We start from the raw sequence: 18,865 nt of genomic DNA, 5'->3' as shown, positions 1-18,865 counted from the left end.
ACTTTTTATTCTACTTTTTATTCTACTTTTTATTCTACTTTTATTTTGTAACCTTTTACTTCCGGTTTTCCCTGTTTCCGGGAGAAAAATGAAATTTTAAGTAATTTGAAAAGAAAAAGGTATATGAGTCTTAAAATTCAATACGCAACATCAACTTTAATAGTACAACCCCGAAGTAACTTTAACACCAGAAACCTTCTCTGTTTGATCCGCATGGTCGAAAAAGAAATAGATTCATTATGCAATCAGTATGGCCTGAAGCCGACAAGCCTCTCTGACCTTATGCTGAAGGTCAATTTTCCCGACCCTGACATTGAGTACGGCTTTATCGAAGAAGAAAACGCTCTGTATCTTCCCCTTTATGAAGAACTGAATGCCTCAAGTTCTCTTTCCGGGATTGAAGGTGATTTTCAGGGTTACATCCGGTTCATTCTTGACCCTGAGAAAGCAAGTTCGGAATACCTTGCGGACTTTTTCAACAATCCTCTTGGTCTGAAGATCCGGAAGGCCTGGGAAGCGAGGGGCTTTATCCTGAAACCTGAAATCCGGGCATCCGAAGAGCCGGCTGCGGTTATCTCCGAGGATTCTGCCCTGCATGACACTTCCGGAGATGCTTCTTTTGCGGGAAAATCAGGATTTCCAGGGATTAATTCTTCCCTGGCAGCAAATGAAATCGAATTTTCAGGCGAAGCTCCGGTTGAGAATATATGTGCGGAAAGCGGAGAGAGCTCTGTCCTTTCAGACGCGGCTATTTCTCTTCTGCCCGGAATTTCATCGTTACCGAATGTGGATCTCTATTCTCTTACGCACAGCAAACTCTATCTCCCTGACCTGCAGGTCCAGCTTGAGGTCCTTAAAATCAAGGATATCACAAGGGAACTTATTTCCCAGCTAAGTGTGTTCGAGTGCAGGCTTTCAACCTATCCCAAGAGTATAACCCATATCCGTAAGAACCTCGAACTTATCCGGGAAGCGGTGAAGCTTGCAAATGACTCAGACTATATTCTGGAGCTGATCCGGAGGGGGGAGAGCAAGAAACTCGAGTTCAAGTCCACGCTGCGAATGAACCTTATTACCGGAAAGCCTGACTGGAACATCGAACATGCGGTGCTGAAAACGATAGTAGCTTACCTGAATACTGACGGTGGCGTTCTTCTTGTTGGCGTCTCAAACAGCGGGGAAGTCCTTGGAATCAAAAATGATGGTTTTCCGAATGAGGATAAGTTCCTCCTGCACTTCAAACAGTTAATAAAGCAGCATATAGGCCTTAACTACGCTCCCATGATAGAGTATGCCCTTGTGCCCGTAAACGGCAAAAAAATCCTGGAAATCGAATGCATAAGAAGTGATGAAGCTGTTTTCCTTAAACCGGATAAAAATGACGAAGAGTTCTATATCCGTATAGGTCCCTCAAGTGAAAGGCTCACAGGCAGTAAGCTGATCGAGTACGTGAATCGGCGCTATAAAGGAAAAACGGGGTGATCCCACCCTCAACCCTGTTCTCAACCCTGCTCAAAACTTTGCCTGAGAATTAAGTCCTATTTTCTTTTAGTTCCCGGAAAGAAACTTTGAACATTTAAGATTTGCAGATTTAAAATTTGAAGGTTTAAGATTTTCAGATTTAAGATTTGTAGATTTAAGATTTGAAGATTCAAGATTTGAAGATTCAAGATTTGAAGATTCAAGATTTGAAGATTCAAGATTTGAAGATTCAAGATTTGAAGATTCAAGATTTGAAGATTCAAGATTTGAAGATTCAAGATTTGAAGGTTCAAGAACTCTGGCCTCTCAAACCTGAAGGTTTCAAGCTTCCAGTCCGAATATATTTATTATTCCCGTGGAAGTCAGATCCACTGCGAGAGCCGCAAGCAAAAGTCCCATGAGCCTTGTGAAGACGAGCATCCCGTTATAGCCTATGAACTTGTGGAGCCTCCTTGAGAAATGGAAGACGATCAGGCAGATTAGGAATGTAACTATTATCGATATGAGCACAATTCCTTTTTGTTGAACGCCGTCTGCCATTCCCATAAGGACGATAACCGTGCTGATCGTACCCGGACCTGTCAGGAGCGGAAGCCCGATCGGAAAGACCCAGATATCTTCCCTTTCCTGGGACTGGGTAATTTCTTCTTCGGTAATACTTTCCCTTGAGACCTTTGCCTGCATCATGTCAAATGCTATAGTGAAAAGCAGAATTCCTCCGGCAACCCGAAGCGAGTCCACACTGATGCTGAACAGTTTCAGGATCATACTCCCGGTAATTGCAAAAAAGAGGGCAATCGAACATGCAAGAATTACCGCTTTTTTTGCGATATCATTTTTCTCCTTGCGGGTCATCTTACTTGTCAGGGAGATAAAAGTTACAACTCCGCCGATAGGGCTTACAACCACAAAAACGGATGAGAATACATAGATGAAAAAACCGAGGTTTTCGCTTAACATTTTTTCTCCTGCCCCCTTTTTTATATCTCCAATTTTTTATATATTTTGTCATGCTTGTAATAATTACCTTTTGAATTTCAGCAGATTTTTTGTATTTGTTTTTCTTAAAATTGAAGTATAAAGGTTAAAACAATATAATCTGTATACTCTTGATATAAAGTTTCCCTGAGGGTCGGCTTGCACGATACTTTGATGAAGAAGTAGGGAGATTACTCTCTTCAGGAGACGACTCTATATTAAGGATAACTCATATGGGATAACTAGTTGATGCCGCCTGTAAGCCTGAATAATGATAACGGTTTACAAGCTATATAATCAAAGGCAGTGGTTCGGATGACCGGAGAAAAAATTGATAAAAAAATCTTTGAAGAGCTTAATTTCATAAAGAGACAGCTCGCAGAAATTAAGGAGCATATGGTGGATATAGATATCCTGCTCACCGCAGAAGAAAAAGAGCTTATTTTCAGAAGCTTTGAAAATGAGGCTAGAGGAAGGCTTGTGCCGTTAAAAAAGCTTGAAGAAATGAGGCTTTGAAATGTTCGAAGTTTTTTTTGATATTCCTGCACAGGATTTTATGAAGGGAGCAGATGAGGGCACTCATTCCCGGGTCAGGGAAATCCTTGCAGAGCTTGCTTTTGATCCCGTGCCCCAGGGCGCAAAAAGAATAATCGAAAGCCAGGATAAAATTTTCCGGCTTCGGTCCAGGCATTTAAGGCTGCTTTATAGAGTGGATTACGAAAAATTAGCCCTTGTAGTAATTAAAATAGAACCCCTGAGCCGCATGTACCGATAAATTAAAAGCCGGGGTTTTACTGGCAATTTCTTCTCCAATCTTCCCTTTATCAATCTGCCCTTTATTCTCCATTTATCCGCCTTTATATGCTCTTCTTCTGTTGATCTGTTTTCATATGCTCTGCCTCTGTTTGTCTGTTTTCATATGCTCCGCCTCTGTTTGTCTGTTTTTATATACTTTGCTTCTGTTTACCTGTCTTATTCTCTGCCTCTCTCTATCTGCCTCTCTACACTTTGCTAGCCTGTCTGGTTTTCTTCTTAAATACCCCGACTGACAAGCCTAATTTTGATAAGAACGATTTTTGTATAATTAGAATTATAATTATAGTTGACTTATAGTTATGATGCTAAGTTGAAATTACAGGCTGATTTGTGAATTATAATTTAAGTAATCATACTTATCGGGGAAATTTCAGTTATAATTCCATTTGTGTAGGGGGGTCTGTACTGAACGACGAACCGGAAATTGAGATTACATCTTCCAGGACATCTCTGGGTTTGAAAGAAAATATTGAAGGAATTTTATGTTATTTTGTGACCTGGGTAACAGGGCTGATCTTCTTTGTGCTTGAGACTAAGAGCAGGTTTGTCAGGTTTCATGCAATGCAATCTTTTTTGACTTTTCTGGTTATTTCAATAGTTCTAAGTCCCTTGCAGGCCTTTTTCGACCCTGAACCCAATAGATTTCTCGATTATTTTCTGGTCAACCTCAACCCTGCGTTGTTTCTTTACCGTATCATATACACTCCCAGCATAATCACTGAGTATTTATTTACCGGGATGCTGGTTTTTAGCCTGATCCCATTTTTCCTGTGGCTTTTCCTTATGTATGAAGCATACAGGGGAGAAAGGTATAGGCTGCCTGTAGTCGGCCCTTTTACAGAAAAAGTAATCAAAAGTCTATATAAATCCTGAAGGGCTGATCCCGGAAAAAGGATCATTTTCAGCGGTCTAACAGAATAAATATTTATATAATTAAAAACTACTTTTTAATATTTAATGGAGTGATCCTGAATGGTACGTATAGTATCTTTAAATAGCAAATCGATGGCAAAAGTCCTCGGGCTTATGTATCTGATTCTTGCTGTAATCTTTTCGCCGTTCATTCTTCTTATGGCGAGTGCAGAGGGACCTGTCGGTCTTACCGAAAGTATACTTATAATGATAGTTTTTGTTCTCTTTTATGCAGTTGTAGGAGGAATCTTAGGGTTCCTCACCAGTGTCATTTATAATTTTATTTCAAAGAAGGTTGGAGGCATCGAAATGGAAATCGAAACTGTCTGAATCCGGGTTTCCAGAATGATGTAAAAGCCTTATTCTTTCATCATTTTTTCCTTTTCCTGTATTTTTTCCTTAATATCCGAAAAAAGCCGAAAGTTTAGTCTGCTCAATTTTCCGGACAGCTTCTTGTTGAAGTGATTCCTGTTGAAGTACCTCTTGTTGAAGTACCTCTTGTTGAAGTGCTCCATGCAATGTTTCTTGCAGTTCATCCTGTTCCTGCCCGGTTTTTACTTTTGCGCAGCTTCCCGAAAATTCCTCAATAGGAATGCCCTCATTTCCCTGAGCAAGCGAACTCCTGTAATACTTCATTGTCTTCTCCTGCCAGTTTCCGGGGAGAAGCAGAAACTTCATGCCTCTTTTCTGTTCGTTCCATTCCCAGACTTCAGAGTGATAGAAAACAGCTGCTAACTGGCTTGAAAGCTGGGCATACGGGACCTCTCGCCTTAGCCTGTACAGGAATTTGCCTACGCCTTCTTTTTCGGTTCCCAGATACAGCTTTGCTGCATTGTTTGCCAGGGCTTTCCATTCCATGTCCTGCATGAAATTCTGGAGTTTATCCAGGTGGCTGCAACTAACTTTGTCGATCCTGGGGAATCTGCCGTTTCTGAACTTTCTTTTTATGAAAATATTCCCCCGGCTATCTATCCGCCACGAAAAAACCTTTTCTCTTGTTCCAAGGGTGTGGGATACGGACCAGGAGGCAGCCATGGGGGTAAATCGGATTTTGAAATATAAAAAATTGTTTGTTGTCCGTGTAATCGTACCTGTACCAGGGCGAAAGAGCGAATTCAAAGCTCCCTTTTCAGGAAAGAAGGTTATAAAAAAGAATTTATACGGTTTACAAGTATTGTCTATTGGTTTAAAAGTATCATATATTTGTTTAAAAGTATTATATATTGAAGAAAATATATAATACAGGTCGTACGCAATGGACGACCAATTTTTGAATTAAAAAGAAATTATGCGGCTGCAAGTGCAGGTGCAGCTGCGGGCATTGTTTCAACTTCGGTCTTTCTGATCTCGACTCTGCGGAGCGGGTAGATGAACTTGGCCTGTCTGTAAATGGCTGCGGAGAGCCTGCCAAGGATTGCTTCCTGCATGAAGGTCTCGAAGTCGGATTCTGCTGCGCGCTTTTTGACGATCTCGACCATCATTTCCCTGATAGCCTGCATCTGGCTTGAGCGTGCCCTTTTGATGGTGAAGCAGGTCGGCTTTACGCGGATAACATAGCCGTCTTTGGTTTTAACATCGACATTGGCGTCGATCCTGGAAGTCTGCCTCTTAACGATTGAGCGGATATAGTCAGTTGTGAGTTCGTGGCCCATGAGGTCGGTAGTTGCAATGTCCCCGACGACGTTGCTGATCCTGAGAATGACCTTTGTGTTGTTCTTGGTCATGTCGTTGGTGAGCTCCCCAACAGTTGTCTCAACATTCCGACCTACGAGCAGGGAAGGGTCTCCTGCCATTGTGTTGCCTACGATAACCCTGTTTAAGTAAACAGGGGCTTCAATATTGTACCATTCCTTGGATTTCCATCCGTCAAGCTTTCTCTGTACTTTCTTTCTTGCCAAGTAATTCCTCCGAAGTATACTCGTTTTGTGTAGTTTTATTCTGCTTTGTCCTGCTGCCCTCAGGCAGTTTCAGGTTTTAGTCTTCCGGATGCTCAGGTGAGCCTTTCCATAATCAATGAGCGTGAAAGGTTTTTCAGGCGTTCCTGCACAGCCTTGCACTGCCGCAGGTTTCGCTCTTTTGCAACCCTCTCTTTGCAATACAAAAATCTCTGAGCCTCTTAGCGTTTCCGGACTCGGGCCCCATCCCATCTGCCGACAGCCACAGGCTCCTGATAGTCAAAAATATGACCGGAAATCGGCCAGAAATTCTCAGAAATTAGCGGATACTAACTAGTTAATGGCTCCACTATACACACCATTTCCATATATAAAGAAATCGGTCAGAAACACGTTCTGCCCTGTTGTTCGCACACAGGAAAAAGGAAAAAAGGAAAAAAGAGTTGAACATAATTGAAAAATTCAGGCTAAATTATAGGAAACGGATTCCTTCCGGCATCTTACCCGCTCTTTTCCTGAACTCTTCCGGCCAGTTCTCAGGGTCAAGCCCCTTCTGTGCAAGGAAGACCGCAGCCCATCTCTCAAGCCCAACCCCTGAACACCCGGACCAGAGCTCTTCTCCGGACTGCAGCTTTACGTTGAAGCCTTTCGGGTACTTGTCCCCGTTGATGCTTACGTTCTGGAACTCCAGCCATTCGCCGTTTTCCCCGCGGTAAGGCAGCCGGGCTTCGTAGTCAGTAGTCCCTACGGTATTCTCTTCGGCAAGCCCGAGCAGCCCCTCCTGAGCCATGAACCAGGGGGTAACCCTTGCTTTCCTCCACTCAATATCCAGGATATCATTGAAAATATGCATGTAGCGCTCGTGCAGCTCTTCCGCACACTTTACTACCTGTTCTTTTGTCCCTATCCAGACAATTTCTATCCTGTGGAACTCGTCAACCCTTTCAATCCCGTGGATCCCGCCGCTTTCGTACCTGTGCGAGGTCCCTGACCTGTCAAAGACCTTTACGGGAATCTCGTCATTCGGAAGCGTCTCACCTGTTACGTACATCCAGAAAGGCGGGCACTGGGCGTAACACATGCCACCTATGGGTTCCCCGATCTTTTCTTTAATCAGCTTTGTTGGCACCTCATGGGTAACCTTATAGTAATCTGCAACCTCTTCCCAGTAATCAGGATCCCTTGTCTGCGGAGGGCAGACGTAATAGATCTCAGGGTACACTCCCTTGGCATGCCCGGATTTCATCCAGACTTCCCAGGTTACCAACTTCGGGAAAATCATTTCCCTGTACCCGAGGGGTTCAAGAAGTTCGTCAAAAACTATTTTTTCGAAAGCCCTGAACACACTTGCGGACTGAGGCCCGTGGATCCACTGCCCGCGGCTCGCCCCTCTTTTGAGCCAGCCCTCCTTCAGCATCGCCTGGGTCGGGTCTTCGTTGAAGGGGTGCTCCATAGGCTCCCTCTGCCAGATCAGGTTCCAGTGCTCAGCCTTTGCCCCGTATCGGGCAGCTTCGATTTTCTCTTCAAGCAGGGTCAGGATCCGGTCCGGGACCCTGTTCTTCATCTCAGCTTCTCCTACTTCAAGCTCGAGCCTGATCCCTCCTTCGATGTTTTCCATGCCCTTTATGTAAGGGACCTTCAGCATCCTGAGCTCGTGTTCAGCCGGCATCTGGATGGTAAAGGACTCGACTTCAATTCCCCTGATCCCTATCCTGTACTTCTTCCCGAGCTCTTCGGAAAGCACTTTCTTCAGCCGCAGGACGGCATCATGGACCCTGACATACCTTCCTGACTCCAGAGTAAGCTCGATCCTGTCTTCCCCGAGCTTCCATTCCGTAATTTTTGCCCCCTGCCCTTCAGGAGCCCCTTTCGTAAGAAGAGTACGGTTTGCCTCTTCAAAAAGCGCAGCTACGTCCCCCTTTGAAGGAGTAGGGTCTGCACCTGTTTTAAAATATGCTCTGAGTTTGAACTTCAGTTCCAAGGTTTGAGCCTCTTTCAGTTATTTTATTTTGATAGCTGATTGTGAGTCTGGGAAGGATGTCAGCGGAAATTAAGTGCCTATTCCGGAGATAAGTGATCTGCAGGTGTCTATAATTCGGTTTAGAATTAGATATAGGTGCCTATAATGCCTGCAGTTTTTTATTTAGATAAGAAATGGAGAACTATTTAAATAATGAGTCAAAGTTGCTCCTGCATCCCGTAGCTGCCGGAGAATCGAGTTTTGATGAGATTGTTGCGTGATACCACATTACTTTTTATTCTTGACCCTGTCCGAAAAGTTGATTGAAAACGAAGTAAAAAAGAGAAAATAAAAGGAGACTTAAAAAACAGTTAAAAATATTCAATCTGCAGGCCAACTCCGACTTCCTTAAGCCTGCAAACCTTTGAAAGCTCGATTTTTGAATTTAAATCCGTACAGTGGCAAGCGTGGACGCAGCCGGGGTCAAGTTTTTTAAGGTATTCAAGGGTCCCATGCATCCGTTCTTCTGAGGGTTCCAGAAGATGAAAGCCACCTACTATGTCAAGGACCCTGCTGTCTCCACAGACTTCTTTTGCATATTCGGTAATATTGCAGATCCCGGAATGGGAACAGCCCGTAATAATTACGAGCCCTGCTTCTGCCCTGTATACGAGTGCCGTGTCGTCCGGAAGGAGGTCGGGAATTTTGTTCCCCTTGCTGTCCTGCACATATCCGACAGCTGCCTCTGCCTCAAAAGTGAAGTTCCTGGGGATTTCCCCAAGGAAAACGAGCCTCTCGCTCAGCCAGAGGGGAGTACTTGAGAGCTGTAGCCTGAAGTGCTCTGAAAGCTTTCTGGGAGTGAACAGACTTCCTATTTCCCCTATCCCTTCAATTTTTTTGCTTTCAAAGGCCAGGGGATGGGCAACGAGAACCGGAGACCTGCCGGGCAGCCTTTCTATCCCTGCTTCCGTGAATAAACGGATCAGAGGTCCGAGTCCCCAGCTGTGGTCCAGGTGCCCGTGGGAGAGGACCAGATAATCAAGGTCCAGAAGTGAAAGCCCCATTTTCAGGGCATTTGTAAGGAAGATATCCGAATACCCGGTATCAAAAAGAACTCGGATACCGGAATCCTCCAGCAGAAAAGACAACCCAGGCTCGGCAAAGAAATACCTGTCAATAAGGGTGTTATTATCAACAAGGACAGTAAGTTTCATACAGTGTTTATTTTACCTGCGGTCTATAATAGCATTATTACCAGATACTCGAAAAAAATATCAGGGATTGAGTTTAGCACTTCACGTGGTCACGTAAGGAGGGTTTTTAAGACTTTATTATTATTTAGGCGGGACAGTTGATTGTAAATAATGATCCTGTCTGCTTTGAACTTTTTACCTGGGCCGCAAACTAAAAATCAAATAGAACTGGGCCACTGTGAAGAAAAAATACATTTATCTATAAATTTCACTCCTTCCCAGGTTCAGCAACCCCAGTGAGCAAAACTCTCCCACCAAATCCCCCTCTCTCCTTCCTTTTCCTCTCCTGCACTCTCAGAACATCTTCAAACTCTCCTATTTCTGAAAGTGCATCAATAACCTCCTTTACATCAGCTAGTTCCTCAACACAGGGGTTTCCAGTAAATTCCAGGACTTCCTCCTGAAGTTTTTTAATGAGGTATCTAAGATATTCTTGGTCCTCATCAAGAACCCTGCACTCAGGAACCCTGTTTGAGCTTTTTATGATTTCAGGAATTTTGTCGCGGACAAGTTTGTCATAGGATATATGGTTGGTTTTTTCGATCATTTTGACTCCTTTACCTACTGTTTTTAGCGAATATTTACTTTATTCTGTTCCTTATGATCGCTTACAGATATTTTGCCTTTACTTCTTCCATATTAGGGACACCATCGAGATTTTTGTAATAGTTCTCAAGATCCTCTATCATTTTATTCTGAATCTTCCGGATATCGGATTCGTTGTTTATTTTTTGCCACAGGTAAAAGGAAAAAGCTATGTGGTTCAGGTCTTTACAGTGGTACATGAACCTTTTTCTCTCAAACTTTTCGAATGGGTTCGAAAGTATGCTCCTCTTGACACCATCTTTATCAGTAATCATTTCAAGGTTATTGAAAGGACAGTTAGCCCTATCAACACTGAGACCTTTTTCATGCCTGCCCAGATAGAAACTTGAGTAGAGGTTAGCGAGCTCATCAAGGCTACACTCTCCGGTGTGGTCGGTGCACTTCAGGAAAGAGAGCATGAAGATGATTTTGTATGAAAAAGAGTAGTCCCCTTTTTCCAGAAATTCGAAGAAATCTTCGTAAATGGTTTTATCATCATGCTCTCTAAGGCCTTTTTTCTCTCTTAATTCGCCTATCTTCTCAGGTTTGAAATACTGGAGAGTTTTTCTGCCGAAAGGAATTTCCACATCAGGCTCCACATATCCTTTCTGTATCCAGCTCTTCAGGGTTCCGGTTGAGATAAAAAGTTCTCTTGCGAGCTGTTCCGTGTTTATATAATCAGGGTATTCTCTCTCAAAGGTAAAGATATTGATTTTTTCTATCGCGCGTTCTTCCTCGTAAAGCCCTGCCAAGATCATCTCTTCAGGGCCAAGCTCATATTTTACTTCTGGATCTTTCAGGATATTTGCCCAGGGGACATATCTATCGATTCCGAAAATCCCGTGACAGCTCCAAGGTGTATTGAACGGGCCGTAATTGTCAACAACGTCGATTACGTAAATGGCCTCTTTTCCCGGAAACTTCCTTGTCCCTCTTCCAAGTTGCTGGAGGTAAAGGGCTTTTGACATCGTGGGTCTTGCCATAACAATAATTGAAGTCTTCGGAGAGTCCCAGCCTTCTGTAATCAGGGAACAGGTGCAGAGAAACTGGATTTTTTCATCTTCATATTCCCGAATGTAGTCCATTGACTTTTTGTCTTTTCCGCTTACAGCTCTTGCAACAATTCCCTGTTCTCTCATCCTCCTAGCAAGCGATTCTGCATGAGCAACCGATACGCAGAAGATAAGGCCGGATTTGAAGGGAAGCTTTTCCATGCTGTCATCATCCTCAAGGCTTGTGAAATATTTCTTGAGTACATCAACGATCAGCTGGTCCCTTGAGGGCACAATGAGATTCTTCTGAAGGTCAGAGACAACGTAGTCTTTTCCGTTGTACCTGATATCACTCAGGTCAAGGTTACTTTTTACTCTAAAAGCTTTTATAGGAGCCAGGATTCCTTTTTCAATAGCCTCTTTTAAGGTAAGGTTGGTCTCATACTCCCCAAAGATTTCCTCAAGCTTTTTCTTATCAAGCCTTTCAGGCGTTGCAGTCAGGCCAAGAAGAGTGTTGGGATTAAAATACTGAATTACTTTTTTAATTGTGGGAGCAACAGAGTGATGGGCTTCGTCAATTGCAATATATTGAAAATGGTCCTGCCTGAACTTTTGGTATCTTCTTGCCATTCCTGCATATGTCTGAACCATTATTTTACAGTCTTCAGAATCCCCTATGCTAATTGAGTAAGTCTCTTTTTCCTCGGTCACCAGAACCTGCTCAGCCTTGTTTGTAGTTAAAAAAGGAGATGGAACAGTTAGGTTCTGTTTGTTCCAGTTCATATACCCCTTAAGAAAATTATCAATCGTTTGCTCCTTCAAGGAAATTGAAGGAGCAAGTACAAGTGCCTTTATGGACAGATCCTTCTCATATTCCCTGAAAAAATCCGATATAAGTATGTGCGTTTTCCCGGTCCCGGTTGGGAGGTGTACAAGAAATACCTTTTTCCCAGCCTTCCTTTCCTTTTCTATCGCTTCAAGCACATCTTCCTGGTGTTCAAAAAGCTCAAACTCTCTTTTTGCAAAGACGTGATGGGAATCGAGTATCTCTTCAGGAGCTGGAAAATACCTTTTAATCTCCTCACAAAAAACATCCCTGAACTGCATGGACCCAAGGGACCACCTGTAAACCTTTCCTCCCTGTGAGACTATGGAGTTTTGCTTCAAAAGCTGGTCTTTATACTTCTCTTTTCCGATAATTAGGGGATGATGGAAGCTTTCCCCATTTTTCTCGATTCCTATAAATCCGTCTTCAGTGTGGATAACATAATCGATCCATCTTATCCTCCCGTTTACATCGATCACGGAGTATTCCCTGCTTATCTGGAAGAGGATTTCCCTTCCGAAAACCTCGCAAAAGGCATCCTCAAAATAAGATTCAGGAACAGTAGGATCTATGCACCGGATCTCGCGATCCGGTCCTTTTAAAATTGGAACGGTGTCATCACAGAACTCGCCGGAAATCAGAAGAGGGAGAGTTTCCTTCATTTCAAGAAAATCAGCCTCATCGTCAATAACAAACCTGAAAACCCTGTCACAGGAAAAAACGATCTCATTTTGCTCTTTTGTGTATTCACTGTAGCTGAAGGGGTGTTCCCGATTGCAGATATCCTGGTCCACTATTACGGAAATTTCCATTTCAGCGGTTGAATACAGAAAACCTCTGAGGAGAGGCTTTGTTTTTGTAAGATTGAAGGTTGAGAGAAAATCGTCTATCAGGTTGGTAAGGTTGTTATTTTTGCAGAGAGATTCAGGCATACTCTTTTCTGTTAAGGGTTTGTAATTTAAAAACTTTTGTAAGTAAACCTATTGAATTCTTTCAATTAATTTTTACGCAGAACAGTTAAGAGTTAAAGAAAAAAACTATTTTTTAGTTAGAAATGGAAAAGGCAACTTAATCATTTTTTAAAAATAGGTTTGGAAAAACCTAATATCAGCTATCTTAACTTCCATCCTTTGCCCTGAAAAGCCAACCAATTTCACATCTTTTCTTTTTCTTTTTTCAATGCATCTATTTTTGCCTCTATCTCATCCTTCTGCTGTTTGTACCTGATTTTGATTTCTTTAACCTCTTTGTAGATAAACATGCTTTCGTCACTGATTCCTGTCATTGCCTCTATGTGTATTATGAGTTCATCTACCCCTTCATCCAGTCGCGGTTCTACTTTCCGCCATTCTGCGTATTTAATCTCTAACTCTTCTTTGCTTTTGTCTTCAAGGTCAAAGATCTCGTCCCAGAGGTCCATAATCTGGCTTTCTATCTCTTCTTTTGTAGGCATTATATTCTCCCCCTGTTCGTTAAATCATTTTATAAGGGTACTACTATTAATTTCTTTCAGCAACTTTTTTCTAAGCTGTCAAGCCGGCTTTTTCAACCATTGCCAGTATAATTAATAGTACTTTTATTTGTTCAAAAGATAAATTTATTGTGGGGAAGAATCTCAGAGTTAGAGATTGCCGGTCCTGTCAAGAATTATCTGTTCCGGAGTCATGCTTGAGGTTTTTATGATTTTGAGGATTTTGTCGCGGACCGGGTTGGTGCAGGATCAAAAAATAATAAAAGGTGGGTGGGGGAGAGCGAGGAGCAGTAGGCAAGGGAAATATATTTCTACAGAAATAATTAAGTATCTATTTAAAACATACTCTGCATTGTCTCGCCTGAAGTTAATTGAAGATTCCCTTGTCAGTTAATCAAATCTTATATTAGATTAAACTGTTTAAAAAAAGTCACCTAAACTTAAAGGTATTCAAGCAGTTCTTCAAGTGAAACGTCAGCCTGTTTCAGGATTGCGCTTAAAGTAGATTTTTTAATAGGGTCGTGAAGTGGGACAGTGACCAGATTTGATTCTCTTTGCAAAATTACGTGGCTTCCTCTCTGCCTTACAATAATAAAACCCAGTTTTCCTAGAGCTTTTATAACTTTTTTTCCGGAAACTGAAGGCAATTTAGCCAACTGAAACCTCCACCGTGGCAATTTCACCCAGCAACTGAGCCTGCTCTCTTGTTACTTCAAGGACAAGCTGAATAGCTTCCTTAATGTTTTCAAGCGCCTCTTCTTTAGTATCTCCTTCACTTATAGCGGCAGGAATTTCAAGGCACTGGGCAGTATAGCCTCCTTCCTCAGATTCTTCAAGTTTGATTGTGAACTGCATAGAGACTAATTGGTGATTTTGATATTTAATATACTCTGCCTCTGATGATTTTAGCGCTGTAAATAAACGGCAGGTGAGGTCAGAGGGAAGCAACAAGCACCGTATTTAATGAAAAACAGACCTAGGAAAACCCATTAGCAGCGATCTTAACTTCCACCCCTTTCCCCCTAAAAAAATCAAGACATCTTTACATCCTTGCTTTTTCCTTATTCAACGCATCTATTTTTGCCTCTATCTCATCCTTCTGCTGTTTGTACCTGATTTTGATTTCTTTAACCTCTTTGTAGATAAGCATGCTTCCGTCACTGATTCCTTTCATTGCCTCTATATGTATTACGAGTTCATCTACCCCTTCGTCCAATCGCGGTTCTACTTCCCGCCATTCTGCATACTTAGCCTCTAATTCTTCCTTACTTTTGTCGTCAAGATCAAAGATCTCGTCCCAGAGGTCCATAATCTGGCTCTCTATCCCTTCTTTTGTAGACATTATCTTCTCCCCCTGTTCGTTAGACTTTTTATAAGGGCACTACTAGTAATTTCTATCAGTAACTTATTTCTGTCAGCTGTCAGGCCGGCTTTTCAACCAGTGCCGATATAATTAATAGTAATTTTATTCACACAAATGATAAATTTGTTGTGGGAAAGAATCTCAGACATTGCCGGTCCTGTCAAGAATTATCTGTTCCGGAGTCATGCTTGAGGATTTTATGATTTCGAGGGTTTTGTTGCGGACCGGCTTGGTGCAGGATCAGAAACTAATAAAAGGTTGGGGAGAGAGGAGGAGCGCAGGTGCAGAAAATATATTTCTACAGAAATATATCTGAAGATCTCTTTGAAATCATCTTTTCTTATAATTTTCTTCCTGAAACGGACCTGCAAAGAGTAAACGAGAAAGTTAACACAAAAATAAATAAAATCATTGGAACATGATTTGTATCTGAAAGACGAGGACAACCAATGAGAGAATTTACTGTAGTTATTGAACAGGACGAAGATGGGGTTTACGTAGCTTCCGTGCCTGAACTTCCAGGATGCCATACCCAGGCAGAGACGCTTGACGAGTTAAAAAGGAGAATAAAAGAAGCAATTGATCTTTACCTTGAGGTCGAAGCCTAATAATTTAAAAAAGACTTTAAGATTTAATGATATCAAACAAAAGAACCATAGATAGTATTTTTCTTTGACCTGTACTTTTTTAACCTGTTACTTCCAGAACAAGCTGAATAGCTTCCTTAATGTTTTCAAGTGCCTCTTCTTTAGTATCTCCTTCACTTATAGCGGCAGGAATTTCAAGGCACTGGGCAGTATAGCCTTCTTCCTCATCTTCAAGTTTGATTGTAAACCGCATAAAGAATAGCAGATACAACAGATTTTTTACTTCATTATCTGCAACCAACATATGCTTAACAACATCGTCTTCGATATGCCAAACGGCAGTGGAATCCGATTTTTTGCGGGATTTTTCCCGAATAAGTATTCATCATAAATTTATAAGAAATACGCAGGGAAAACTAAAAACATTATCACAAGACTTTTTTTCACTGTTTTTTTTGTAGTTTTTCCATGCTTTCCAGGACTGGACGAATACTGAAACAATATTGTTTTTAAAAAAAGCCTTCTTTAGTGTAAAAAAATAAGGAAATTCAAAAGTTGCCTGCAGAGCAGGCAACTGCGCAAGTCACATTAACAACATTGTACCGATACAATGTGTTTTTATGTGCGTTTTTGTTTTTAGTTATACTCATTCTTCGGTGTCCTCTTCATCGCTTCCGGTGTCCTCTTCATCGCTTCCGGTGTCCTCTTCATCGCTTCCGGTGTCCTCTTCATCGTCCCCTTCATTTATGGTTATATTATTGGTTATGCTACTTCCTGCATTCTCCCCATTATTTATGGTGTTTCCTGAACCATCATCATAATCTCTGGAGCCTGCATTTTCCCCATTATTTGTGGTGCTTCCGGCATTTTCCCCGTTATTTACGGTGCTTCCTGCACAATCTCCATTATTTACGGTGTTTCCTGAACACTCATCATAAGTTCTGGAGCCTGCACAACCCCCATTATTTATGGTGTCTCCTGCACAATCCCCATTATTTATGGTGCTTCCTGATACTGCCCCATTATTTTGGGTGTTTCCTGAAGCCACATCATAATTTCTGGAGCCAGAACAATCCCCGTTATTAAGGGTGCCGCCTGCTAGATCTCCATAATTATTGCTGGTTCCGGAACAATCCCCGTAATTATAGGTGTTTCCTGAATCCTCTCCATAATTTCTGGAGCCGGAGTCATCCCCATTATTAATGTATCCGCCTGATCCATCTCCATAATTAAAGTTGCTTCCTGCATCCTCCCCAATATTATCGTAACTTCCTGCTTCAACCCCATTATAATTTTTGGCACCTGATCCATCCCCATTATTAATGTAGGCGTATGCTGAGTCCCCAATATTATTGTAGGCGCCTGCATTGTCCCCATTATTTATGGTGCTTCCTGATGCTGACCCTTCATAATATCTGGAGCCTGTATCCTCCGCATTATTTTGGGTGCTTCCTGCATACTCCCCGTTATTTACGGTGTTTCCTGCACACTCCCCATTATTTATGGTGTATCCTGCTTCTTCCCCATAAATTCTGGAGCCTGCGTATGTCCCATAATTAAAGATTGCTCCTGCGTAAAGCCCATTATTAATGGTTGCTCCTGCATAGGTTCCATTATTTTCAGTGGTTCCTGCACCGGTTCCATTGTATGCTTTACTTCCTGAATAATCTCCACTATTTACGGTACTCCCTGATTCGGCGCTCGCTGCTGCGGTACTCCTCTGATCAGGGTTGTACTCCGACAATTGACGGGTAACTTTAGGAGTCTCTACGGTGTTTACGGTGTTCCCTGCATCCGGTCCATTGCTAACTGTGAGATTGTTAACTATGAGAGTGTTAACTGAGACATTGACGAATGTGACATTGTTAAATACGACATTGTTAAATTCGACATTTTCCAATGAGATAGTGTCAAACGTGTTCCCTGAAATCGTCGCATCGTTATATGTAATTTTGTCTAATAGGCCCTCTTGATCGGCTGTGTTGTCCTCTGCTGCCACTACAGTTGTCAACAAAATTAAGATTACCATAAAATGATAACCTATCTTTTTTAGAGTGTCAAATCCTGTTTTTCCATTTGTTCTCATTCCCCACTTACCCATTTGTTCTCATTCCTCACTTTCATTAAACATACATGCTGCGTAAACGCTACGTTTTGCAATTAATACTCTGATTTTTTTTCAAAGAAACGTTTTTCAGATATTATCATAAGGTACGAAAATAAATATGTATGTATTGCACACATTAATATTAATACAGTTTTAATTATTTAATTATTAATTGATATATATTTGTACAGAGTTATAATTAGAGATTCCTCCGAAATGAGTGTATAAATCAAGGATTTAAACTGCTTATTCTTGCTAATAAATGCACATATGAAACGATTAATGAAAAAACAGAAATTATTACCCCAGATATGAAAAAATAACTCTTATTCCTCATTAAAAGTAATAATAAAGTTGAATAAAACCATAATATCTAATAAATTATATTTATTTGTAACTATGGCATTCAGCTTTATTATTAGTTATACTAAATTAAATATCCAAAATAAAGATTAAAAATCTTTGAAATATGAAGTTAACAATCTTTACTCCTTTTAAGGGCAAATAATTCCATCAAAATGTATATTTTTATTGAAAGATAGCTAAAACCACACTTAATTTCCTAAATCCGGTTCAATAACTCTTAAAAAATGAATTATTTTCTGGAGATCCAGTATATAATACATAGAACTTTATAATTATGTTTTATCCCAAAATTATTTCACGTAACTACGTTAGTTGTAATCCGTTATCTTTTGTGAAACTTAACGGGAAAAAGATCCGTTGGATCATTGCTCAAAAGTTGAAAGGTGAATCGTTTTTGGACGGTTTCGAAGAACTAAAGAAGAAACAATCTTCCTGTCCGAAAGCAATGATGAGTTAAATTCTCAAAAATGTAAGCAAAAAGGACTTTCATTTTTTTGGGCTTGTTATTCGAAGAATATCATGTGAGTTTTTGTCCTCAAGATCAAAGATCCCCTCCCATAGGTCCATAATCTGGCCGTCTATCTCTTCTTTTGCAGGCATTATCTTTCTCCCCTGTTATCTATTGTACAACCCGGAAATTCGGGTGGACCAAAAACGTTCTGATAGTTCAGATTGAAAATGATACATACGAAAAGACCCTGCTCGACCAGACGAATTTTGAGATAACCCTCCCGGCAGAAATTAAATCTCAGGCAAAACTCGCAATCAAAGACGAATATACCTTCTATTTCCTTGAACTTGGAGACCGATACTCAGAAAAAGAATTGGAGAAGGAAATTTTCTTAAAACCGGAGCTTTCCTGCGTGAAATGTGAGGAATGTTCGCCTTTATAGCCAGTCAGTACCGCATTCGGGTAAAAGACGAAGAATACTTCATCGATCTCCTTCTCTTCCACCGGGCTATAAATTGTCTCATCGCAGTAGAACTTAAAATTGGCAAATTCCTCCCAGAATACATAGGGAAAACGCAGTTTGTTTTATCTGGCCCTTCTGGATAATTTCGTAAAGCAGCCCCACGAAAACCCTTCGGTTGGCATCATTCTCTGCAAATCCAGAAACAAAACCATTGTAGAATACGCTCATCGCGAATCAAACAAGCCAATTGGTGCTGCTGAGTACAGAATAGTTTCTACCCTGCCAGAAAAACTCAAAGGAAAATTACCCTCTCCTGAAGGAATTGCAAAATTATTGGAGGGAATAAAGTAAAGACTTG

Annotated in this window: 23 protein-coding genes and 1 pseudogene; 10 read left to right on the top strand and 14 right to left on the bottom strand. The window is 41.4% G+C overall.

Annotated features, from left to right (window positions below; all coding sequences use genetic code 11):
- The first annotated feature begins 213 nt into the window (after positions 1–213).
- Both ACSAZL_RS06685 and ACSAZL_RS06680 read left to right on the top strand, forming a co-directional pair.
- The gene (locus tag ACSAZL_RS06685; protein WP_440947927.1) at positions 214–1,482 is read left to right on the top strand and encodes an AlbA family DNA-binding domain-containing protein; all 1,269 of its coding nucleotides are present in this window, start codon (positions 214–216) and stop codon (positions 1,480–1,482) included.
- A 142-nt stretch (positions 1,483–1,624) separates the two neighbouring features.
- Positions 1,625–1,798, top strand: a pseudogene (locus ACSAZL_RS06680) (pentapeptide repeat-containing protein); the annotation flags it as partial.
- Positions 1,799–1,803: 5 nt separating this feature from the next.
- Here ACSAZL_RS06680 and ACSAZL_RS06675 read toward each other — a convergent pair.
- Positions 1,804–2,442 carry a MarC family protein gene (locus ACSAZL_RS06675; protein WP_440947926.1) on the bottom strand — a complete coding sequence of 213 codons (639 nt, stop codon included), beginning with the start codon at positions 2,440–2,442 and terminating at the stop codon, positions 1,804–1,806.
- Between the two features lie 333 nt (positions 2,443–2,775).
- Between ACSAZL_RS06675 and ACSAZL_RS06670 the strand changes: the two genes are divergently transcribed.
- The 3 genes from ACSAZL_RS06670 (at position 2,776) to ACSAZL_RS06660 (ending at position 4,518) form a co-directional block, all read left to right on the top strand.
- The gene (locus ACSAZL_RS06670; RefSeq protein ID WP_440947925.1) at positions 2,776–2,976 is read left to right on the top strand and encodes a hypothetical protein; all 201 of its coding nucleotides are present in this window, start codon (positions 2,776–2,778) and stop codon (positions 2,974–2,976) included.
- Between the two features lies 1 nt (position 2,977).
- The gene (locus ACSAZL_RS06665; RefSeq protein WP_440947924.1) at positions 2,978–3,235 is read left to right on the top strand and encodes a hypothetical protein; all 258 of its coding nucleotides are present in this window, start codon (positions 2,978–2,980) and stop codon (positions 3,233–3,235) included.
- Positions 3,236–4,248: 1,013 nt separating this feature from the next.
- Positions 4,249–4,518: a hypothetical protein gene (locus ACSAZL_RS06660; RefSeq protein WP_440947923.1), complete on the top strand. Its 270-nt coding sequence runs from the start codon at positions 4,249–4,251 to the stop codon at positions 4,516–4,518.
- Positions 4,519–4,587: 69 nt separating this feature from the next.
- Here ACSAZL_RS06660 and ACSAZL_RS06655 read toward each other — a convergent pair whose 3' ends face one another.
- Positions 4,588–5,223 (bottom strand): hypothetical protein, encoded by a 636-nt coding sequence (locus ACSAZL_RS06655; protein WP_440947922.1) that lies wholly within the window; start codon positions 5,221–5,223, stop codon positions 4,588–4,590.
- Here ACSAZL_RS06655 and ACSAZL_RS06650 point away from each other — a divergent pair.
- Positions 5,222–5,428, top strand: coding sequence for a hypothetical protein (locus ACSAZL_RS06650; RefSeq protein ID WP_440947921.1), 207 nt, complete (start codon positions 5,222–5,224; stop codon positions 5,426–5,428). The genes ACSAZL_RS06655 and ACSAZL_RS06650 overlap by 2 nt on opposite strands.
- Before the next feature lie 46 nt (positions 5,429–5,474).
- Here ACSAZL_RS06650 and ACSAZL_RS06645 read toward each other — a convergent pair whose 3' ends face one another.
- The 10 genes from ACSAZL_RS06645 to ACSAZL_RS06600 all read right to left on the bottom strand — a co-directional run bounded on the left by ACSAZL_RS06645 (position 5,475) and on the right by ACSAZL_RS06600 (position 14,512).
- Entirely contained in the window at positions 5,475–6,086 is a 612-nt protein-coding gene (locus ACSAZL_RS06645; RefSeq protein ID WP_440947920.1) for a 30S ribosomal protein S3ae, read from the bottom strand.
- A 133-nt stretch (positions 6,087–6,219) separates the two neighbouring features.
- Positions 6,220–6,366 carry a hypothetical protein gene (locus ACSAZL_RS06640; protein WP_440947919.1) on the bottom strand — a complete coding sequence of 49 codons (147 nt, stop codon included), beginning with the start codon at positions 6,364–6,366 and terminating at the stop codon, positions 6,220–6,222.
- A 189-nt stretch (positions 6,367–6,555) separates the two neighbouring features.
- Positions 6,556–8,064, bottom strand: a complete 1,509-nt coding sequence (locus ACSAZL_RS06635; RefSeq protein WP_440947918.1) for a serine--tRNA ligase — start codon at positions 8,062–8,064, stop codon at positions 6,556–6,558.
- 350 nt (positions 8,065–8,414) lie between these two features.
- On the bottom strand, positions 8,415–9,257 hold the full coding sequence (locus ACSAZL_RS06630) for an MBL fold metallo-hydrolase (RefSeq protein ID WP_440947917.1): 843 nt from the start codon (positions 9,255–9,257) through the stop codon (positions 8,415–8,417).
- A 247-nt stretch (positions 9,258–9,504) separates the two neighbouring features.
- On the bottom strand, positions 9,505–9,843 hold the full coding sequence (locus ACSAZL_RS06625; protein WP_440947916.1) for a hypothetical protein: 339 nt from the start codon (positions 9,841–9,843) through the stop codon (positions 9,505–9,507).
- Between the two features lie 61 nt (positions 9,844–9,904).
- On the bottom strand, positions 9,905–12,631 hold the full coding sequence (locus ACSAZL_RS06620; protein WP_440947915.1) for a DEAD/DEAH box helicase: 2,727 nt from the start codon (positions 12,629–12,631) through the stop codon (positions 9,905–9,907).
- A gap of 221 nt (positions 12,632–12,852) precedes the next feature.
- A complete protein-coding gene (locus ACSAZL_RS06615; protein WP_440947914.1) occupies positions 12,853–13,152 on the bottom strand; it encodes a hypothetical protein in 300 nt (99 codons plus the stop codon).
- A gap of 458 nt (positions 13,153–13,610) precedes the next feature.
- The gene (locus ACSAZL_RS06610) at positions 13,611–13,826 is read right to left on the bottom strand and encodes a type II toxin-antitoxin system HicA family toxin (RefSeq protein ID WP_440947913.1); all 216 of its coding nucleotides are present in this window, start codon (positions 13,824–13,826) and stop codon (positions 13,611–13,613) included.
- Positions 13,819–14,025 carry a type II toxin-antitoxin system HicB family antitoxin gene (locus tag ACSAZL_RS06605; RefSeq protein ID WP_440947912.1) on the bottom strand — a complete coding sequence of 69 codons (207 nt, stop codon included), beginning with the start codon at positions 14,023–14,025 and terminating at the stop codon, positions 13,819–13,821. Before ACSAZL_RS06605 ends, ACSAZL_RS06610 begins: the two co-directional genes overlap by 8 nt.
- A gap of 187 nt (positions 14,026–14,212) precedes the next feature.
- A complete protein-coding gene (locus ACSAZL_RS06600) occupies positions 14,213–14,512 on the bottom strand; it encodes a hypothetical protein (RefSeq protein WP_440947911.1) in 300 nt (99 codons plus the stop codon).
- Between the two features lie 470 nt (positions 14,513–14,982).
- On the opposite strand from ACSAZL_RS06600, the gene ACSAZL_RS06595 reads away from it, so the two are divergent.
- Positions 14,983–15,141 (top strand): type II toxin-antitoxin system HicB family antitoxin, encoded by a 159-nt coding sequence (locus ACSAZL_RS06595; protein ID WP_440947910.1) that lies wholly within the window; start codon positions 14,983–14,985, stop codon positions 15,139–15,141.
- A 79-nt stretch (positions 15,142–15,220) separates the two neighbouring features.
- Here the strand turns inward: ACSAZL_RS06595 and ACSAZL_RS06590 are convergent, their stop codons facing one another.
- Positions 15,221–15,373 (bottom strand): type II toxin-antitoxin system HicB family antitoxin, encoded by a 153-nt coding sequence (locus ACSAZL_RS06590; protein ID WP_440947909.1) that lies wholly within the window; start codon positions 15,371–15,373, stop codon positions 15,221–15,223.
- A 393-nt stretch (positions 15,374–15,766) separates the two neighbouring features.
- Positions 15,767–17,149: a hypothetical protein gene (locus ACSAZL_RS06585; protein ID WP_440947908.1), complete on the bottom strand. Its 1,383-nt coding sequence runs from the start codon at positions 17,147–17,149 to the stop codon at positions 15,767–15,769.
- 1,034 nt (positions 17,150–18,183) lie between these two features.
- Between ACSAZL_RS06585 and ACSAZL_RS06580 the strand changes: the two genes are divergently transcribed.
- Genes ACSAZL_RS06580 through ACSAZL_RS06570 form a run of 3 tightly spaced genes read left to right on the top strand, consistent with a single transcriptional unit; the run spans position 18,184 to position 18,858 of the window.
- Complete coding sequence (locus tag ACSAZL_RS06580; protein ID WP_440947907.1) at positions 18,184–18,486, top strand: hypothetical protein; 303 nt, start codon at positions 18,184–18,186, stop codon at positions 18,484–18,486.
- Positions 18,471–18,650, top strand: coding sequence for a PDDEXK nuclease domain-containing protein (locus ACSAZL_RS06575; RefSeq protein WP_440947906.1), 180 nt, complete (start codon positions 18,471–18,473; stop codon positions 18,648–18,650). The genes ACSAZL_RS06580 and ACSAZL_RS06575 overlap by 16 nt, the downstream gene beginning before the upstream one ends.
- Positions 18,625–18,858, top strand: coding sequence for a PDDEXK nuclease domain-containing protein (locus ACSAZL_RS06570; RefSeq protein ID WP_440947905.1), 234 nt, complete (start codon positions 18,625–18,627; stop codon positions 18,856–18,858). The genes ACSAZL_RS06575 and ACSAZL_RS06570 overlap by 26 nt, the downstream gene beginning before the upstream one ends.
- Positions 18,859–18,865 lie beyond the last annotated feature (7 nt).

The organism is Methanosarcina mangrovi, from assembly GCF_052057765.1.
Taxonomy (GTDB): Archaea; Halobacteriota; Methanosarcinia; order Methanosarcinales; family Methanosarcinaceae; genus Methanosarcina.
This window is presented reverse-complemented; position numbering and strand designations above follow the sequence as displayed.

Bases quoted from the DNA above. Each gene is read 5' to 3' on its own strand.
- ACSAZL_RS06660 (WP_440947923.1), top strand. From the start codon at position 4,249: ATGGTACGTATAGTATCTTTAAATAGCAAATCGATGGCAAAAGTCCTC.
- ACSAZL_RS06665 (WP_440947924.1), top strand. From the start codon at position 2,978: ATGTTCGAAGTTTTTTTTGATATTCCTGCACAGGATTTTATGAAGGGA.
- ACSAZL_RS06595 (WP_440947910.1), top strand. From the start codon at position 14,983: ATGAGAGAATTTACTGTAGTTATTGAACAGGACGAAGATGGGGTTTAC.
- ACSAZL_RS06600 (WP_440947911.1), bottom strand. From the start codon at position 14,512: ATGTCTACAAAAGAAGGGATAGAGAGCCAGATTATGGACCTCTGGGAC.
- ACSAZL_RS06650 (WP_440947921.1), top strand. From the start codon at position 5,222: ATGGGGGTAAATCGGATTTTGAAATATAAAAAATTGTTTGTTGTCCGT.
- ACSAZL_RS06585 (WP_440947908.1), bottom strand. From the start codon at position 17,149: ATGGTAATCTTAATTTTGTTGACAACTGTAGTGGCAGCAGAGGACAAC.
- ACSAZL_RS06655 (WP_440947922.1), bottom strand. From the start codon at position 5,223: ATGGCTGCCTCCTGGTCCGTATCCCACACCCTTGGAACAAGAGAAAAG.
- ACSAZL_RS06670 (WP_440947925.1), top strand. From the start codon at position 2,776: ATGACCGGAGAAAAAATTGATAAAAAAATCTTTGAAGAGCTTAATTTC.
- ACSAZL_RS06615 (WP_440947914.1), bottom strand. From the start codon at position 13,152: ATGCCTACAAAAGAAGAGATAGAAAGCCAGATTATGGACCTCTGGGAC.
- ACSAZL_RS06620 (WP_440947915.1), bottom strand. From the start codon at position 12,631: ATGCCTGAATCTCTCTGCAAAAATAACAACCTTACCAACCTGATAGAC.
- ACSAZL_RS06625 (WP_440947916.1), bottom strand. From the start codon at position 9,843: ATGATCGAAAAAACCAACCATATATCCTATGACAAACTTGTCCGCGAC.
- ACSAZL_RS06575 (WP_440947906.1), top strand. From the start codon at position 18,471: ATGTTCGCCTTTATAGCCAGTCAGTACCGCATTCGGGTAAAAGACGAA.
- ACSAZL_RS06675 (WP_440947926.1), bottom strand. From the start codon at position 2,442: ATGTTAAGCGAAAACCTCGGTTTTTTCATCTATGTATTCTCATCCGTT.
- ACSAZL_RS06630 (WP_440947917.1), bottom strand. From the start codon at position 9,257: ATGAAACTTACTGTCCTTGTTGATAATAACACCCTTATTGACAGGTAT.
- ACSAZL_RS06590 (WP_440947909.1), bottom strand. From the start codon at position 15,373: ATGCGGTTTACAATCAAACTTGAAGATGAGGAAGAAGGCTATACTGCC.
- ACSAZL_RS06685 (WP_440947927.1), top strand. From the start codon at position 214: ATGGTCGAAAAAGAAATAGATTCATTATGCAATCAGTATGGCCTGAAG.
- ACSAZL_RS06605 (WP_440947912.1), bottom strand. From the start codon at position 14,025: ATGCAGTTCACAATCAAACTTGAAGAATCTGAGGAAGGAGGCTATACT.